Genomic DNA, 16581 nt, shown 5'->3' on the forward strand with positions numbered 1-16581 from the left:
GACCTTCGGCACCGACGCCGTCAAGCGCGGCCTCCTCGTCGGCACCGCCACCATCACCGCACAGATCAAGTAACACCCCGCACCACACGCACCACACGCACCACACGCACCACTGCACCACACGTGAAGGGCCGCCCCGGGCAACCGGGACGGCCCTTCACCACGTTCAGTGACGCCGGCGCCACCACCGACGAGGTCGGTCGTCAGACCCGGCCGCCAGCGCAGCCGCAGCCGCTGCGGCCTCGGCGAGACGGGCCTCCCGGCGGTCACGCCACGCGGTGACCTCGTCGTCGACGTCCCGCAGCGGCGTCACGACCGGCGGCCCACCGAGCAGCTGACGTCGGGCTTCCTTCACCCGGGCGTTGAAGTCCACGAGGACATCGCGCACGTCGGCCTCCGTCGACAGTGCGTCGAGGGCATCGTCGAGTTCCGCGTCCTCGGTGCGGAGTGCGAGGGCAGGCGGAGCGATGCCGCGGATGTCCTCGCGTTCGATCTTCGAGCGGATCCACCAGTCCGGGTCGTGCTGCCCGTCGTTCCCGGGCAGGGGCTTGCCGTGGTACGGATTGCCCTCGAAGACACCGCGGCGCTCGGCCGCCTCGATCTGCGCCCGAGCGTGCGCGGCGACGTCGGCCGCCTTGAGCAGCCGGCGTTCCTCACGCACCTCGTCCGGATCGAGCGTCCCCCGCTCGATCTCACTGTCGACCAGCTGCTGGTAGCGGTAGCGAGCGGCCCTGCGGAGCCGGTCCATCCGTGCATCGACGTCGTTCATGACCCCTCCATGATCACTCCGAGCGGTCGTCCTCGCCAGTCAGTTCCTCGATGGTCAGCGCTGCCTGGATGAGCGCCAGGTGCGACAGCCCCTGGGGGAGGTTGCCCATGAAGGAGCCGTCCTCGCTGATCATCTCGCTGAACAGCCCGACGTCGTTCGCCTGGCCGACCATCTCGTCCATCAGGGACCGTGCGTCGTCGATCCGGCCCGTGCAGGCCATCGCGGCAGCGAGCCAGAACGAGCACGCGACGAAGGGCGACTCCTCGTCCTCGATGCCCGAGTAGCGGTAGACCAGCGGTCCGCGCTGCAGCTGCTCCTCGATCGCCCGGATGGTCGACGCCATGCGCGGGCCGCGGTCGAAGGAGCTCATCGCGTGCAGCAGGATCGACGTGTCGAGCGCGTCCGAACCCGGGTACATCACGTAGTGACCGCGTTCCTCGTCCCAGCCGTGTTCCGCGACCCACTGCTCGATGAGCTCGCGGTTCTCGACCCACTTCTCGCGCGGCCCGTCGATCATGCCGGCGTCGTGGAGGTCCACCGCGGCGTCGAGGGCCTGCCAGCAGCCGATCTTGCTCGTGACGTAGTGCTGGGTGTCCTCGAGCTCCCACATGCCGGAGTCCGGTTCCTCCCACCGGTGGCAGGCGTCGTCGGCGAGTTGTTGCAGGACGGCCGCGGTCTTCCGGTCCAGGACGTTGCCGGCGTTCACGTACTGGCGCAGGATCTCGAAGACGTCACCCCAGACCCCGAGCTGCAGCTGGTCGCCGGCGCGGTTTCCCACCGTGACCGGGCCGATGCCGTTCCACCCGGGGACGTCGCGCTCCTCGACGTCGTCGCTCTTCGTGCCGTCCAGCTCGTAGAAGATCGGCATGTCCTCGTCGTGCTCGGCGATGGTGCGCATCACCCACGACACCGCCGCGTGGGTCTCTTCGCGCAGGCCGAACCGGGTCAGGGCGTGCACGGTGTACGACAGGTCGCGCACCCAGGCGAACCGGTAGTCCCAGTTCTTGCCGCCGGTCCGGTCCTCGGGCAGGCTCGTGGTCGGCGCCGCCGCGATCGCTCCGGTCGGCGAGAAGATGAGCAGCTTCAGGGCGAGGGCGCTGCGCTGCACTGCTTCGGCCCAGGGGCCGTCGTAGGAGAACTCCTCCGACCAGGTCGCCCAGTTGTCGATCGTGCGGTCCATCGCGGCGAGTGCGCTCTCCGGCCGCGGCATGAAGATCGGCTCGTCGTGCGTGCCGACGATGGTCAGGATGTGCTTCGATCCGTCGCCGGTGGTGAACCGGCCGGAGAAGCGCGGGCGGTCGTCGTCCACCGGGTCGAACCCCTGCTCGACGATCGCGATCGTGATGCCGTCGATGCCGATGACGGCGCCGTTCGCGGTGTCGAGGCGCTTCGGTTCAGCGGTCCCCAGCAGGGTGCCGGGCACGACGGCCCACTCGAACTCCACGGACCCGTTGACCCCCTGGACGCAGCGCGCGACCTCGGCCCACGGCAGGCGGCCGGCGACCCCGGTGACCATCGCGTCCGTCACCGTCGCCCGCCCGGACGGTGTCGTCCACGTGGTCACGAGCACGTTGGTGCCGGGCAGGTACTCGCGGGTGACCTCGGCGGATCGGTCCACCGGGCGGAGCGCCACGTGGCCGCCGTGGTCGGCGTCGAGGATCTCCGCGAACACGGGCGGCGAGTCCATCGAGGGGATCGGCAGCCAGTCGATCTGCCCGTCGCGGGCGATGAGCGCGACGGTCCGGCCGTCGCCGATCGCTCCGTAGGTGCGGAGCGGGGCGTACCCGTCGGTGCGTGCGTGGGTGTCGACCGCGTCGAGGGTGTCTTCGGTGCGCTCCGTCATGCACCCAGACTGCCCGGGCCCGGGGCACGACCATCAGGCGGACGTACCCCGCTGTGCAGGGCGCGGAACGGGCCCACGGCTGTGCACGAGCCGCGACACGCCCGAGTGAGTTGCGCATCCCGGGCGTGTCGCACTACTGTCGCTCTCCTGCCCATCGGCAGGACGCCAGCGGCAGCAACGCCGTCGGCAGGACGCCAGCGGCAGCAACGCCGTCGGCAGGACGCCAGCGGCAGCAACGCCGTCGGCAGGAACGCCAGCGGCACCAACGCCGCCGGCAGGAACGCCCGCCCTGGGCACACCGGAAGGACCGCGCATGCGCGCCGTGCAGCACAACGAGGAACGCGTCGAGCTCCAGCTCGACGCGACCGCCGTGCTGCCCGAACCGCAGCAGCAGTGGTCCCTCCGCTATCCCGCGTAGGCACGGCACGTCCCACGACGCCCCGTGCCCACCCGGCCCGGGGCGTTCGTCGTCCTGCTCATCCTCGCCACGTCGTGCTCGACGTCGCCCGGAGCGCAGGCCGGACACCGTCCCGGACCGTCATCGAAGACCGTCCAGACGACCGTCCAGACGACCGTCCTGAAAGCGAGACGAAGCAATGAAGAAGATCAACGACCGGCTGCTGAGTTGGGCGTCGATGCTCGAGGACAACACCGAGCAGCAGGCCCGTACGACGGCGCGCATGCCGTTCGTGTTCCCGCACCTGGCCCTGATGCCGGACGCCCACCTCGGCCTCGGCGCCACCGTCGGTTCCGTCATCCCGACCCTCGGCGCGGTCATGCCGGCTGCCGTCGGCGTCGACATCGGCTGCGGCATGATCGCGGTCCGGACCCAGTTCACCGAGGCCGACCTGCCCGACGACCTGCAGGAGATGCGTGAGCAGATCGAGCGCGCGATCCCGTTGTCGGCCGGCGCGTCGAACCGCAAGATCGTCGCGACCGCCGAGCCGCGGATCGCCGAGCTCGAGGCGATGGCCGACGCCGCCGGGTTCGACCCCGCACAGGCGCACGGCGGCTGGCGCAACCAGCTCGGCACGCTCGGCTCCGGGAACCACTTCATCGAGGTCTCCCTCGACGAGCAGGACCGGGTCTGGCTCTTCCTGCACTCCGGATCGCGGGGCGTCGGCAACAAGATCGCGCAGCGGCACATCAAGGTCGCCAAGCGGCTGATGGAGCGCTGGTGGATCCAGCTGGCGGACCCCGACCTGGCCTACCTGATCGAGGGCACGCCGGAGTTCGACCGGTACATCGCCGAGCTGCGGTGGGCACAGCACTTCGCCCTGCTCAACCGCGAGGAGATGATGGACCGCGTCGTGCGACAGCTGTCCGAGGTCGTCGGCACCCCTGTCGACGAGCAGGAGCGGATCAACTGCCACCACAACTTCACGCAGCGCGAGACGCACTGGGGGAAGTCCGTGTGGGTGTCCCGCAAGGGAGCGATCCAGGCGACGGCCGGACAGGCCGGGCTGATCCCCGGGTCGATGGGCACGGCGTCGTACGTCGTCGAGGGCCTCGGCAACAAGCCGTCGCTCGAGTCGTCGCCGCACGGTGCCGGCCGGCGGTTCTCGCGGAGCGCTGCACGCCGGACCTTCACGCACGACCAGCTGCGCGAGGCGATGGTCGGCATCGAGTACCGCGACACCGACGCGTTCCTCGACGAGATCCCGGGCGCGTACAAGCCGATCGACCAGGTCATGGCGGATGCGTCGGACCTCGTGTCGATCCGGCACACGCTGCGGCAGGTCGTCAACGTGAAGGGGGACTGACGTGACGGTCGCGACCCTGCCCGACGTCCTGCGCGCCGTCGAGTCCGCGTGGGTGGCGCGGCCCGAGCGTGACGTCTCGTGGCCGGCCCCGCATCCGGACCGCGATCCGCTGGACGAGGAGTACTCCCGCGTCACCGACCCCGAGCGGTACCTCGTGATCGGTGCGCGCGTGGCCGTCTGGGTCGAGGTGCTCGTCGACCTCGGCCTGGCCGAGCGGACCACGCGGCCCGACGGCGTCCTCCGGCTCGTCCCTGCCGTCGACGGCGCGCTGCCCCTCGACGTCGACGTCAGGTCGATGGACGGTCTCCCGGGCACCGCCGTCGACCTCTCCGTCGGCGACCCGGCTGCCGTGGTCGGATCACAGCCGAACTGCGGGTGCGATGCGTGCGACGACGGCTCCGAGAACCTGCTCGAGGCGGTCGACGAGATGTTCGTCGGGATCCTCGGTGGCGGCTTCGTCCTCATCGACTCGAAGCACTCGTGGATCGTCGCGACGGCGGACGGCTGGAGTGCCACGGGCAACACCGGGGACGTCGCTGCGGCGGTCGCCGCAGCGCGGCGCGGCGAGCGCCGTCGGGGGCGGCGCACCCTGGTCGGCGCGGCCTGGTGGGTGCGCTGACGACGGTGCAGACGGGAGGCGCGGATCGGACCCGCCCCGCGCCTCCCGTCTGGTGCCGGGCAGCGTCCACAGCCCGGCGCGGCCCGGACAGACCGGCCCGCGTCGGGCACGCTTGACCGGATGAGCGACACAGCAGAGCACGCAGCACGGGAGACCGGACGACAGGTCCGACGAGCGGCGGACAGCCGCTGGTTCGAGCTGACCGCTCGCGCCGGCTTCGTCGGCAGCGGCATCGTCCACCTGCTGATCGGGTACCTCGCGATCCTGCTCGGCATCGGCAACGCGTCCTCCGGCGGTGAGACCGACCAGTCCGGAGCACTGCAGCAGATCGCCGCCGTTCCGGGCGGGGTCTTCCTGCTCTGGCTGATCGCGATCGGCACGGCAGCACTCACCGTGCGGCTGATCGTCGAGGCCGTCGTCGGCGGCCGGTCGGACAGCACGCGCGGGTGGCTCGCGCGGGCGAAGGACGTCGCGAAGGCCGTTGTCTACGGCATCATCGCGTACTCGTCGGCGTCGTACGCCCTCGGTGCCGGGTCGAGTTCCAGCAGCTCGTCGCAGAGTGCCGCGGCGAAGACCCTCGCGACGCCCGGCGGGGTGTTCGTGCTGCTCCTCGCCGGCGCGATCGGGGTCGCCGTCGGCATCGGGCTCGTCGTGATCGGGTGTCGGCGGACGTTCCGGAAGCAGATCACCCGGCCGTCGGGGACGCTCGACCGGGTGGTCACGGTGCTCGGGGTCGTCGGGTACGTCGGCAAGGGCATCGCCGTGGTCATCGTCGGTGTGCTCATCGGTGTGGCCGGACTGCGGAGCGACCCGGACCAGGCGACGGGCCTCGACGCGGCGTTCGACGCGGTGCGCTCGATGCCCGGTGGCGTGTTCGTCCTGGTCGCGATCGGCATCGGGTTCCTCGCCTTCGGCGTCTACAGCTTCTTCCGCGCGCGGTACGCCCGCCTCTGATATATTGACCTTGCTCGCCTCCTGCTGGGGGGATGAGAAGTCGGAGCCGGTGCACCTGGGGTATACCAGGTCCCGGCTCTTGCGCCGTCCGGTGTTCGCTCACGGTCGGACTTCGAAGATCTCGAGTCCGACGGTGATCGAATCGGAGAACGGCTTTCCCGTGGTCATGGCCTCGCCGAACATCCCGAGCAGCTGATCTGGGAGCCAGAGCATCGGCTCGTTCCGGGGGTCACCGTGCTCGACCCGCAGGGTCTTCGGGATGACGCGTCGGCCGCGGAGTGCTTCCACGACTCGCAGATCCCGGGCGATGAGCGCGCTCGCGCGTGACTCGAGCGTGAGCAGTGACACGTCGTGGCGAGCGAGCTCCCATCCGAGACGTTCCAGGCAGACCGCTCGTGCTCGTTCCTCCCGACGGAGATCATGCCAGTGGCGCTTCCCGTTCGTCGGCCGCAGCGACTCGAGTACCTCGCGGGTGGCTTCGACGTCCTCGGAGTCGACGACGGAGGCGCCGAGCAGGTAAGCGGGCGCATCGAGCCCGTGGGAACGGATGCTCTCGCCGCCCCAGGCGTGGAGTGGGCAGATCATCGAGCCACGCTGCCAGCGAGGAGAGTCCACAGTCGAACATTCCGTGTTTCGCTGAGGGGGCACGGAGCCGGCGCCGGTAGACCGGTCCGATGAGCACCAGCGCGACGACCGGACCTGTGACCGTCTTCTCCGACGCCCGGGCGGTCCTTGCCGAGAGCATCGTCTGGGACCCGTCGGCGCAGCTGCTCCGCTGGACCGACATCACCCTCGGCACCCTCGTCACCGCGCAGTCCGACGGCACCGTGGTGTCGACCGTCCCGCTCCCGCCGCCGCTCGCGAGCTTCCAGCCGCGGGCGTCCGGCGGGTTCGTGGCGGCGCTCGGGGACACCGTCGTCGTGACGGATGAGCACGGCGTGGTCGAGCGTGAACTCACCCGTGTCGAGCACGCCACGGCCGGGCTCCGGTTCAACGAGGGGAAGTGCGACCCGTTCGGCCGGTTCCTGGTCGGCAGCATGAACCTGACGACGGGCGAGCCGGACGGCGCGCTGTACTCGGTCGAGGCCGACGGCACGACGCGACTGCTCCGCGGCGGCTTCGGCGTGACGAACGGCTTCGAGTGGTCGGACGACGGCACCGTGATGTACGTCACCGACACGAGCGCATCGACGATCTACCGTGGGTCGTACGGTCCGGACGGCGAACTCGGCGAGCTCGAACCGTTCGTCGTCGGCCACGCCCACGACGGTCTGGTCCGCGACGACGAGGGCTGCTCGTGGAGTGCGGTCTACGGCGGCGGCCGGGTGGAGCGGTACGGCCCCGATGGGTCGCACCTCGAGACCGTGGAGCTGCCCACCCCGAACGTGACGTCGGTGGCCTTCGGCGGCCCCGACATGTCGACGCTGTTCGTCGCCTCGGCACGGGAGAACCTCACCGAGGAGCAGCTGGAGCAGCACCCGTCCTCGGGGGCCATCCTGGCGGTGCCGACGCGGGTGCGCGGGTTCCCCGCGAACACCTTCAGCGGCTGACCGGGCGGGAGCGCACGCTGCGGCGGTGTCCGCGGGTATCGTGGGCGCTCGCCCGACCCGAGGAGACCCACGTGAACGACGAGCGCACGGCAGCCACCCCGGACCCGGCCGGCGAACTCGCGGAGGCCGAGAACGCCGACGTCACCGTGGAGGTGGACCGGGTCGCGGTCGAAGGCACGTACGTCCGGGTGAGTTCGATCGGCGAGCCGGGGGAGCGTGCCTTCCTGCTCGTCGCCGGCCTCGGCATCGCGGCCACCTACTACGAGCGGCTCGCCCCGCACCTCAACGAGAACGGCCCGGTGCACGCCCTCGACCTGCCCGGCTTCGCGGGCGTTCCCCGGTTCCGTGGGAAGGTCTCGATCGAGCGCTACGCCGATGCCGTCGAGAAGGTCATCGACGACCTCGGCCTGGTCGACCCGGTCCTGGTCGGCCACTCGATGGGCACCCAGGTCGTGACCGAGGTCGCGGCGCGTCACCCGGAGATCTCGGACCTCGTGCTCATCAGCCCGGTCGTCGACTCGCACGCGCGCACGGTCCGCCAGTCCGCGTTCCGGTTCCTGCGGTCGACCCTGCACGAGCCCTCGGCGGTCCGGTGGCACGGCATCACGGCGTACGCGCTGTGCGGATGGCACTGGTTCTCGAAGGTGCTGCCGCGGATGATCGCGTTCCCGATCGAGGAGCGCGCGGACCACGTGCAGGCGCGCACCCTCATCGTCCGCGGCGAGCACGACGCGATGGTCCCGCGGGACTGGATCCGCCGGCTCGCGCGGGTGTTCCCCTACGCGGTGCTGCGCGAGGTCGTCGACGGTGCCCACTCCGTGATGCACGCCCAGGCGGACGCGGTCGCGCGGCTTGCGGTCGCGCACGTCGACCACCGGCTGCCGGACCGCGGGGTCGGTTCGCTGCAGCGGGTGCGCGACGACTCGACGGCGTCCGACCTGTCGCGTCTGAGCCCGAGCGAGGCGTGGATGCTCGTGAAGTCGCGCTTCGTCGAACTGGTCGGCATGGCGAAGAACGACGACGAGACGCTCGAGGCGGCGAAGTCCGCCCACGCGGTCGCGATGGCCGACGGGGACGACCTGCCGGTCGACCCTGCCGACCGCAGGGCGGTCGTCGACGCGGTCGCACCCGAGGCCGACCCGAACCGCTGACACCGGGCACTGCACGCGACGCACGGGAGGCCCGGTGCCGGTTCTCGGAACCGGCACCGGGCCTCCCGTCGGTCGCGTCCAGGGCGACCAGCGCGCCGGTCAGGCCGTGATGCGGCCCGGCAGCATGTCCGACGTCAGGGAGTTCGCCTCGGCGAGGACCTTGCGGGCTTCGTCGGTCTTGTCCCACACGTTCCAGAGCAGCACGCCGCGCACCGTGTCGTCGTCGTCCAGGTAGTAGACGACGCCGGTGACGGTCGGGTCCTGCCAGTCCTCGACGGTGCGGAGCTTCGTGGAGACCTGCCCCACCGCTTCGTACCCCATGTCGAAGACGTCGGAGTAGAACATCGGCGTGTGGTCGTAGGTCTCGTCGGCGTCGGCGAGGTTCCGGCCGGCCTGCCGACCCTGCTGCTGCGCGTTGTCGACGTGCTCGACCCGACGCGTCCCGAGGATCCGGTCCGGGTACTCGGCGACGTCGCCGGCCGCGAAGACCGAGTCGTCGTCGGTGAGCAGCGTCGACGAGACCACGATGCCGTCGCGCACGGTCAGACCGGCGTCAGCGGCGAGCTGGGTGGCGGGCTCGATGCCGAGTCCGGCGACCACGGCGTCTGCCTCGAGCACGGAGCCGTCGTCGAGCGTGAGCGTGACCCCGTCGGCCGTCTGCGTGCCGGACTCGACCCGGCGTCCGAGTCGGAGGTCCACGCCGGCGTCGACGAAGCGCTGCTGGAACGCGCGCGCGAGGTCGTCCGGGAACATCCGGCCGCCCACGACCTCGTCGGGGTCGACCAGGGTGACGCGAGCGCCGTTCTGCACGACCCCCGCGGTGATCTCCTGGCCGATGTAGCCGCCGCCGACGACGACCACGTGCGCCCCGGCGTCGGCGAGCTCGCGGAGCTTCCGGTAGTCGTCGGCGCTGCGGTAGTCGAGCACGCGGTCCGAGGGCTCCAGGCCCGGCAACCCGCGGGGCTTGCCGCCGGTGGCGATGAGCAGTCGCTCGTAGCCGTGGGCCTGGCCGTCGGCCGTGGTCACGGTCTTCGCGGCACGGTCGATCCCCGTCACCGCGGTGCCGAGGACGAACGACGCCCCGGTCTCCTCGGTGTGCAGGTCGACCTTCTCGTCCCAGCTGAAGTCCGGGTCGGTCCACAGCTTCTTCGACAGGGCGGGGCGGGCGTAGGGCCGGTCGACGTCCTCGCTGAGGATGCCGATCGTGCCGTCGGCGTCGAGCTCGCGGACACCGCGGGCGGCGGCGTCGGCGACCATCCCGCCGCCGACGATGAGGTATCGGTAGTCGGTCACGGTGCCTCCCGGCGTCAGATCGTGGCGACCGAGCCGGAGTCGACCCGGTAGTTGGAGCCGTTGACGAAGCTCGCGAGATCGGAGCAGAGGAACGCGATGACGTTCGCGACCTCTTCCGGCTCACCGCGGCGCTTCAGCTCCATGTAGGGACGTTCCTCGTCGAGGAAGCTGGTGATCGCGTCGTCGAAGCTCTGGTTCGTCTCCTTCGCCCGCTTGTTCATCATCGCGTCCGTCATGGGCGTGTGGATGAACGCGGGGCTGACGGTGTTCACGAGCACGCCCTCCTGCGCGTAGGTGCGCGACAGGCCCTTCGCGAACGACAGGACCCCGGCCTTCGCGGCGCAGTAGGGCAGTTCGTCGTCGTAGGGCTGCGAGGCGTCCTCGGACACGAGGTACACGATCCGGCCCCATCCGCCCTGCCGCAGGTCGCCGATGAACTCGCGCGTGATGCGGACAGGACCCATCAGGTCGACGTCGATGGTGTCGGCCCAACCCTGCTCGTCGATCTCGTGGAACAGTCCCTGGGCGCCGGTGACGCCCGAGGACTGCACGAGGATGTCGATCGCGCCGACGGCGTCCCGCACCTTGCCGTGCAGGTCCGTCAGGCTCGCCGCGCTCGTGACGTCGGCCGCGAACGCGTGCAGCTTGCCGAGCGGCGCTTCGAGCTGGTCGGCGCTGTTGTCGAGCTGCGCCTGGTCGAGGTCGCTCACGACCACGGTCGCACCCTCTGCCAGGAGGATGCGAGCCGTGTTCCAGCCGATGCCGGAGTCGGCACCGAAGACGAGCGCGGTCTTGCCCTGGATGCCGAGGTCCACTCGGTCCCCTAGGCGTGCGCCGAGGCGTCCGCGACGGCAGGCGTCGTGGCGGATGCCAGCGGCGTGCTCGGCGCGCGGTTCTCGGCGGAGACCATCCACGCGAGCTGCTCGAGGCGCTCGATGAAGCCGTGGAGCAGGTCCGCGGTCGTCGGGTCCTCTTCGTCCACCTCGTCGTGCACGTCGCGCATGGTGCCGGTCGCCTGGTAGAGGCGGAGCGTCACCTGGTCGATGGCGTCGTGCGTCGTGATCTCGCCCTCGGGGAACTGGTCGAGGTGGCTCGATGCCGCGACCGTGCTCGAGCGTCCGTCCGGCACGGCGTACAGGGCGCGCATGCGCTCCGCCGTGTCGTCGGCGAACTCGCGTGCGGCGTCGACGATCTCGTCGAGCTGCAGGTGCAGGTCGCGGAAGTTCGTTCCGAGGATGTTCCAGTGGGCCTGCTTGCCCTGGAGGTGCAGGTCGATGAGGTCCACGAGGACCGCCTGGAGGTTCTTGGCCATCTTGTCCGAAGCGTGCATGGTGGTGGCTCCTTTCGCGTCGGTGACCCTTCCGGTCTACGCGGTGCGGCCGAGACCACTCTCAGTGCGCACGGAACCGCACTGTCCCCCGGGCGTTCGACCGGGTGTGTTCGCGCCGGTCAGTGGGCCGGTGCCGGGTCGACCTGGTCGACGGCGCCGCGCATCTGCTCGAGGAACGACGCCACGATGCGCGCCTCGTCCGCTGGCAGTCCCTCGGCGATCGACATCATCCGGCGGTGCATGATGCCGAGGGTCGCGCGGACCTCGTCGTCGGTCTCGGTCGTCGGGGTGATCACGAGTGCTCGGCGGTCGGTGGGGTGCGGGTCGCGGCGCACGTGGTTCGACTTCACCAGGCGGTCGATCAGGATCGTGGTCGAGGCCGACGAGATCTTCAGGTAAGCGGCGAGGTCCTTCGGGCTGATGCTGCGGCCCGAGCGCTGCGACTGCAGCAGGAAGCGCACGGCGAGCAGGTCGGTCTCGCCCATGCCCATCGAGTCGCGGGTGCGACGGCGCATCGCGGTCTCGGCGGCCCGGTAGCGTCGCAGGGCGTTGAGCACGGCCACCCCGCGCTGGGTCGCGTCGTCGTCGGGGAACCAGTACCCGGACGCCTCGGTGATCTCCTGCGTTGCCATTGGCACAGGCTAGTCCGTCTCGTATGGAGGCCGTCTAGCGACTTCCTGTGGGTGTGCCTGCTTCGTTCCCGCTTGCAGGATGGGAGGCCCGTGGCGGGGTCGCCACGGGCCTCCCGTCCGTCCTGTGGTGCGGTCGACCGCACCCGGTCGCTCTACGCGGCGGCCTGCTCGGTCGAGGCGTCGGCGAGTGCGTTCAGTGCGCCCTGGACGAGCGAGGTGACCTCGGCGTCCTCGCGCGGGTGGGTCTCCGCGAAGCGGACGACCGACTGCGGGATCGCGACCTTGACGTCCTCCAGGACCTTCGCACCGGCGATGCCGGCGACCTTGCGGGCGTCGTCGTGAGCCCACACGCCGCCGTACTGCCCGAACGCGGAACCGATGGCGGCGAGCGGCTTGCCGGACAGCGGCGAGGCGCCGAACGGACGCGATGCCCAGTCGAGGGCGTTCTTCAGCACCGCCGGGATCGTGCCGTTGTACTCGGGGGTGACGAGCAGGACGGCGTCCGCGGCGGCGATCGCGTCACGGAAGGCGACGGCGGCGGCCGGCGGGGTGTCGCCGTCGATGTCCTCGTTGTAGAACGGCAGGTCGACGATGCCGTCGAACGTGGTGACCTCGATGCCCTCCGGCGCGTGGTGCGCCGCGGCCTCGGCGAGCTTGCGGTTGATGGAGTCGGCGCGGAGGCTGCCGACGAGTGCGAGGACGTTCGTCATGGTGATCCTTCTGGTTCGAGACGTTGTTCTGGGACGGAAAGGTGTCTGCGACAACCAATCCGAGCGTACGGCGCGCTATTCCCAGACCGCTGGGTACGGTGGCGACGTGAGCACGCTTCGGACGCCGGCCAGCACACCCCGCACGACGAACCCGGACTGGTGGCGCGATGCCGTCGTCTACCAGGTCTACCCACGCAGCTTCGCGGACTCGAACGCCGACGGCCTGGGCGACGTCGCGGGCATCACCAGCCGCGTGCCGTACCTGGCGGCGCTCGGCGTCGACGCGCTGTGGCTCTCGCCGTTCTTCCCGTCGCCCCTCGCCGACGGCGGGTACGACGTGGCCGACTACCGGGCGGTCGATCCGCGACTCGGCTCGCTCGAGGACCTGGACGCCCTGCTCCGGGCCGCGCACGAGCACGATCTGCGGGTGATCGTGGACATCGTGCCGAACCACACCTCGGACGAGCACGAGTGGTTCCGCGCGGCGCTCGCATCCGCGCCGGGCTCGCCGGAACGGGCGCGGTACGTGTTCCGCGACGGGGCGGGTGTGTCCGGGGAACTGCCGCCGAGCGACTGGGTGTCGAACTTCGGCGGGAGCGCCTGGACGAGGGTCGCGGACGGCCAGTGGTACCTGCACCTCTTCGCACCCGAGCAACCCGACCTGGACTGGTCGAACCCGTCCGTCCGCGCGGATTTCGAGGACACGCTGCGCTTCTGGTCGGACCGCGGGGTCGACGGCTTCCGGGTCGACGTCGCACACGGCCTCGCCAAGGACCTGTCGACGCCGTACCGCGCATCGAACGAGCACGCACTGCCGCTCGACGGCTCCGACCCGCTGTACGACCGCGACGAGGTGCACGAGGTCTTCGCGTCCTGGCGCACCGTGCTCGACGAGTACGACCCGCCCCGGGCCGCCGTCGCCGAGGCCTGGGCGCCGGCACCGCGACGCGTCCTGTACGCCCGGCCCACCGAACTCGGGCAGGCGTTCAACTTCGACCTGCTCGAGGCACCGTTCGAGGCCGCTGCGTTCGGGCGCATCATCGAGCGGAACCTGGCGGCGTCCGAGCAGTCCGGCGCGTCGAGTACCTGGGTGCTGTCGAACCACGACGTGGTTCGGCACGCCAGCCGGTACGGCCTGCCGGACGACACCGACACCGACGCGTGGCTCCTGACGGACGGCACCACGCCCGAGCTCGACCGGGAGCGGGGCCTGCGCCGAGCCCGCGCCGCGACCCTGTTGATGCTCGCGCTGCCCGGGTCGTCGTACGTCTACCAGGGCGAGGAGCTCGGCCTGCACGAGGCCGCCGCGATCCCGCGTGACCAGCTGCAGGACCCGAAGTGGCTCCGCTCCGGACACACCGTCAAGGGCCGGGACGGGTGCCGTGTGCCGATCCCGTGGACGACCTCCGGGCCGTCGTTCGGTTTCGGGGAGGTCGCGCCGCTGCTGCCGCAGCCCGCCGACTTCGGGGCGTCGTCGGTGCAGGCCGAGGACGGCGACCCCGCATCGACGCTGTCCCTGTACCGGGCAGCGCTCGACGCCCGCCGCCGGTTGCAGCAGGGGGAGGAGCTCACCTGGCTGGACGCCCCCGACGGCGTGGTCGCCTTCGCCCGGCAGGACGGGTGGCGGTCGGTCACGAACTTCGGGACGACACCCGTGCCGTTGCCGTCGGGGAACGTCGTGGTCGCGTCCGGGCCGCTCGGCGATGCGGTAGGCGTGCTGCCGGGCGAGACGACGGTCTGGTTGGCCTGAGCGGACCAGCTCCGTCCGTTCTTCCTCCACAGCTCTTCCTCCACAGCCAGGAGGCCCGTGGCTGCGATCCACAGATCGGCTTCGGCTCGACCTGCGGTGACCGCTCGATCGCGACGATCGGGACATGACAGAACCCACTGCTCCGACATCCGTCCCGGACCCGCTCCGGTCGCGGGCTGCCCGTCGCTTCGCGACGGTGTGCACCGCGCTGACCGCCCTCGCCGTCCTCGCGGCTCCGGCGATGCTGCCCACCGGCTCGAGTGCGGCGGCACTCGACTTCCCCTACGACAACCAGTTCACCAGCGCAGCCGGTGGGACCCTGAGCGGCGACGCTGCGATCGTCGACGACCGTCTCCGCCTGACCGACGACGTCCGGAACCAGGCCGGGGCGTGGTCGACGAACGACACGTTCCCGTCGGGCACCGGGCTCGAGATCTCGTTCGACTACGCGATGCACACCGACGAGGACGACCCCGGCGCGGACGGCTTGCTGCTCTTCCTCGCGGACGGCGCCGCCGCGCAGGGCGTCGGGGCGTTCGGCGCCGGCCTCGGGTACGCCTGCCGGAGCACGCGGACCGAGGGTGGCGGACGGGCGTGCGACCTGCCCGGGGTCCCTGGTGGGTTCGCCGCGATCGCGATCGACCACTACGGCAACTTCTCGTCGCAGATCAACGGCTCGGGCCCGGGAGCGCAGGCCGACCACGTCGTGGTCCGCGGGTCCGGCAACGGGAACGACGGCTACCGCTACGTCGCGGGGGCTCCGGCACCCGGCGGCACCGTGACGACCGGCTCGACGCCGCGCACGGTCCGCGTCACGCTGCTGCCGGGCGAGGACGGCGAGCTCACGCTGACGGTGCGGTTGCAGGTCGGTCAGGCGATGCGCACCGTGCTCGACGGGGTCCCGCTGCACGGCGACGGACAGGCACCGATGCCGAGCACGCTGCGGCTCGGGTTCGCGGGAGCCACCGGTAGCCACGTGAACACCCACGAGGTCGATGCCCTCCGGGTCCGGAAGCCGGCGGACCTGTCAGTGGCGCACGACCTGCCCGCGACCTCCGTCGCCGGCAGCCCCGTCCGGTACACCGTGACCGCACGGAACCCCGGGCCGAACGACGCCGATCCGAGCCCGTTGCGGGTGGACGTCCCCGACGGCATCGAGGACGTCACCTGGAGCTGCGCGCCGGCAGCGGGTTCGGGCTGCGCCGTCGCGGCAGGAGCGGGCGACGTCGAGACGGACCTCGCCCTGCCCCGTGGCGGGTCCGCCGTCGTCACCGTCGAGGGACGGATCGCCGACGGGGCTGAGGGGCCACTCGAGAGCGTCGCGACCATCGCCCCGCCGTCGTCGATGTCCGACACGAACGAGGCCGACAACACCTCGCGGGCGAGCACCACGGTCGTGACCGCCGTGTCTGCGGCGCACGTCGAGACGGACAAGTCCGTCTCGCCCACGACCGCCGAGCCCGGCGACGAGGTCGTGTACACCGTGACCGCCCGGAACCGCGGGCCCTCGGTCGCCCAGCAGATCGGTGCGGTAGACGACCTGCCCGAGGCGATGCGGTTCGTCGGGTCCGACGACGGCTGCACGGCCGAGGGGCAGCGGGTGACCTGCCGCTCCGACGTCGCGCTCGCCGTGGGGGAGACCCACGACTTCCGGCTCCGGGCCGTGCTCGACCCGGACTACCAGGGGGACGGGTCCGACGTGGTGAACGTGGCCACGGCGACCTCTCCGACGGACCCGGACGGCGGTGACCCGTCGACCGAGGTCGCGATCGTCGTGGAGCAGGGCGACGAGGGGCCCGCGCCGAGCCCGTCCCCCTCCTCGGCGCCCGGACCCGACGACGACGAAGCGGCGGTGCCGGACGCTCCCCGCGGTGACGACGGCGACCAGGCCCCCCGCGCCCCCGGTGCCGACGTGCAGCCGCAGCCCGCGGGTGGCGCCCTCGCCTACACCGGCGTCGAGGACCTCGGGCTGGTCGCCGCGCTCGCCACGGTGGTCGTCGCGGCCGGTTCGACCTGCTGGTGGCTCGCTCGTCGGCGTGGACGGCGGTCGGTGGTGACGGACGACCAGCCACGGTCCTGATCGGGCGCCGGGGCGGCGTCGCTCGGGCGCCGGGGCGGCGTCGCTCGGGCGACGCCGCCCCGGCCGGCATTCGAGCATCCTCAGTGCTGCAGAACCCCCGGCGGTCGGTCGGCTGTCACCGCGGCGGTAGGATCGAT

General features: G+C 71.4%; 15 protein-coding genes. 7 read left to right on the top strand and 8 right to left on the bottom strand.

Annotated elements, in window-relative coordinates; genetic code table 11:
- Positions 1–166: 166 nt before the first annotated feature.
- A complete protein-coding gene (locus EDF40_RS00590; RefSeq protein WP_123339928.1) occupies positions 167–769 on the bottom strand; it encodes a DUF1992 domain-containing protein in 603 nt (200 codons plus the stop codon).
- A gap of 13 nt (positions 770–782) precedes the next feature.
- Positions 783–2612: a glycoside hydrolase family 15 protein gene (locus EDF40_RS00595; RefSeq protein WP_123339929.1), complete on the bottom strand. Its 1830-nt coding sequence runs from the start codon at positions 2610–2612 to the stop codon at positions 783–785.
- Positions 2613–3208: 596 nt separating this feature from the next.
- Between EDF40_RS00595 and EDF40_RS00600 the strand changes: the two genes are divergently transcribed.
- The 3 genes from EDF40_RS00600 to EDF40_RS00610 all read left to right on the top strand — a co-directional run bounded on the left by EDF40_RS00600 (position 3209) and on the right by EDF40_RS00610 (position 5948).
- Complete coding sequence (locus EDF40_RS00600) at positions 3209–4375, top strand: RtcB family protein (RefSeq protein ID WP_123339930.1); 1167 nt, start codon at positions 3209–3211, stop codon at positions 4373–4375.
- Between the two features lies 1 nt (position 4376).
- Positions 4377–4994, top strand: coding sequence for a DUF6226 family protein (locus EDF40_RS00605; RefSeq protein WP_123339931.1), 618 nt, complete (start codon positions 4377–4379; stop codon positions 4992–4994).
- Between the two features lie 120 nt (positions 4995–5114).
- Entirely contained in the window at positions 5115–5948 is an 834-nt protein-coding gene (locus EDF40_RS00610) for a DUF1206 domain-containing protein (protein WP_123339932.1), read from the top strand.
- 99 nt (positions 5949–6047) lie between these two features.
- Here EDF40_RS00610 and EDF40_RS00615 read toward each other — a convergent pair whose 3' ends face one another.
- Positions 6048–6533, bottom strand: coding sequence for a hypothetical protein (locus EDF40_RS00615; protein ID WP_123339933.1), 486 nt, complete (start codon positions 6531–6533; stop codon positions 6048–6050).
- A gap of 89 nt (positions 6534–6622) precedes the next feature.
- On the opposite strand from EDF40_RS00615, the gene EDF40_RS00620 reads away from it, so the two are divergent.
- Together EDF40_RS00620 and EDF40_RS00625 are read left to right on the top strand one after the other, a co-directional pair.
- The gene (locus tag EDF40_RS00620; protein WP_123339934.1) at positions 6623–7498 is read left to right on the top strand and encodes an SMP-30/gluconolactonase/LRE family protein; all 876 of its coding nucleotides are present in this window, start codon (positions 6623–6625) and stop codon (positions 7496–7498) included.
- Between the two features lie 71 nt (positions 7499–7569).
- The gene (locus EDF40_RS00625) at positions 7570–8649 is read left to right on the top strand and encodes an alpha/beta fold hydrolase (protein WP_185002608.1); all 1080 of its coding nucleotides are present in this window, start codon (positions 7570–7572) and stop codon (positions 8647–8649) included.
- Between the two features lie 99 nt (positions 8650–8748).
- Here the strand turns inward: EDF40_RS00625 and EDF40_RS00630 are convergent, their stop codons facing one another.
- The 5 genes from EDF40_RS00630 to EDF40_RS00650 form a co-directional block, all read right to left on the bottom strand.
- Positions 8749–9942 (bottom strand): NAD(P)/FAD-dependent oxidoreductase, encoded by a 1194-nt coding sequence (locus EDF40_RS00630; protein ID WP_123339936.1) that lies wholly within the window; start codon positions 9940–9942, stop codon positions 8749–8751.
- A gap of 14 nt (positions 9943–9956) precedes the next feature.
- The gene (locus tag EDF40_RS00635; protein ID WP_123339937.1) at positions 9957–10757 is read right to left on the bottom strand and encodes an SDR family NAD(P)-dependent oxidoreductase; all 801 of its coding nucleotides are present in this window, start codon (positions 10755–10757) and stop codon (positions 9957–9959) included.
- 8 nt (positions 10758–10765) lie between these two features.
- The gene (locus EDF40_RS00640) at positions 10766–11272 is read right to left on the bottom strand and encodes a Dps family protein (protein ID WP_123339938.1); all 507 of its coding nucleotides are present in this window, start codon (positions 11270–11272) and stop codon (positions 10766–10768) included.
- Positions 11273–11391: 119 nt separating this feature from the next.
- A complete protein-coding gene (locus EDF40_RS00645; RefSeq protein ID WP_123339939.1) occupies positions 11392–11904 on the bottom strand; it encodes a MarR family winged helix-turn-helix transcriptional regulator in 513 nt (170 codons plus the stop codon).
- 152 nt (positions 11905–12056) lie between these two features.
- Positions 12057–12614, bottom strand: a complete 558-nt coding sequence (locus tag EDF40_RS00650; protein ID WP_111086916.1) for an NADPH-dependent FMN reductase — start codon at positions 12612–12614, stop codon at positions 12057–12059.
- 106 nt (positions 12615–12720) lie between these two features.
- Here EDF40_RS00650 and EDF40_RS00655 point away from each other — a divergent pair, with 106 nt between their 5' ends.
- Both EDF40_RS00655 and EDF40_RS00660 read left to right on the top strand, forming a co-directional pair.
- Positions 12721–14364 (top strand): glycoside hydrolase family 13 protein, encoded by a 1644-nt coding sequence (locus EDF40_RS00655; RefSeq protein ID WP_260212967.1) that lies wholly within the window; start codon positions 12721–12723, stop codon positions 14362–14364.
- Between the two features lie 124 nt (positions 14365–14488).
- A complete protein-coding gene (locus EDF40_RS00660; RefSeq protein ID WP_123339941.1) occupies positions 14489–16444 on the top strand; it encodes a lectin-like domain-containing protein in 1956 nt (651 codons plus the stop codon).
- The last annotated feature ends 137 nt before the right edge of the window (positions 16445–16581 follow it).

The organism is Curtobacterium sp. PhB170, assembly GCF_003752345.1.
In the GTDB taxonomy this organism is placed as follows: Bacteria; Actinomycetota; Actinomycetes; order Actinomycetales; family Microbacteriaceae; genus Curtobacterium.

Bases quoted from the DNA above. Each gene is read 5' to 3' on its own strand.
- EDF40_RS00590 (WP_123339928.1), bottom strand. From the start codon at position 769: ATGAACGACGTCGATGCACGGATGGACCGGCTCCGCAGGGCCGCTCGC.
- EDF40_RS00595 (WP_123339929.1), bottom strand. From the start codon at position 2,612: ATGACGGAGCGCACCGAAGACACCCTCGACGCGGTCGACACCCACGCA.
- EDF40_RS00600 (WP_123339930.1), top strand. From the start codon at position 3,209: ATGAAGAAGATCAACGACCGGCTGCTGAGTTGGGCGTCGATGCTCGAG.
- EDF40_RS00610 (WP_123339932.1), top strand. From the start codon at position 5,115: ATGAGCGACACAGCAGAGCACGCAGCACGGGAGACCGGACGACAGGTC.
- EDF40_RS00615 (WP_123339933.1), bottom strand. From the start codon at position 6,533: ATGATCTGCCCACTCCACGCCTGGGGCGGCGAGAGCATCCGTTCCCAC.
- EDF40_RS00620 (WP_123339934.1), top strand. From the start codon at position 6,623: ATGAGCACCAGCGCGACGACCGGACCTGTGACCGTCTTCTCCGACGCC.
- EDF40_RS00640 (WP_123339938.1), bottom strand. From the start codon at position 11,272: ATGCACGCTTCGGACAAGATGGCCAAGAACCTCCAGGCGGTCCTCGTG.
- EDF40_RS00645 (WP_123339939.1), bottom strand. From the start codon at position 11,904: ATGGCAACGCAGGAGATCACCGAGGCGTCCGGGTACTGGTTCCCCGAC.
- EDF40_RS00650 (WP_111086916.1), bottom strand. From the start codon at position 12,614: ATGACGAACGTCCTCGCACTCGTCGGCAGCCTCCGCGCCGACTCCATC.
- EDF40_RS00660 (WP_123339941.1), top strand. From the start codon at position 14,489: ATGACAGAACCCACTGCTCCGACATCCGTCCCGGACCCGCTCCGGTCG.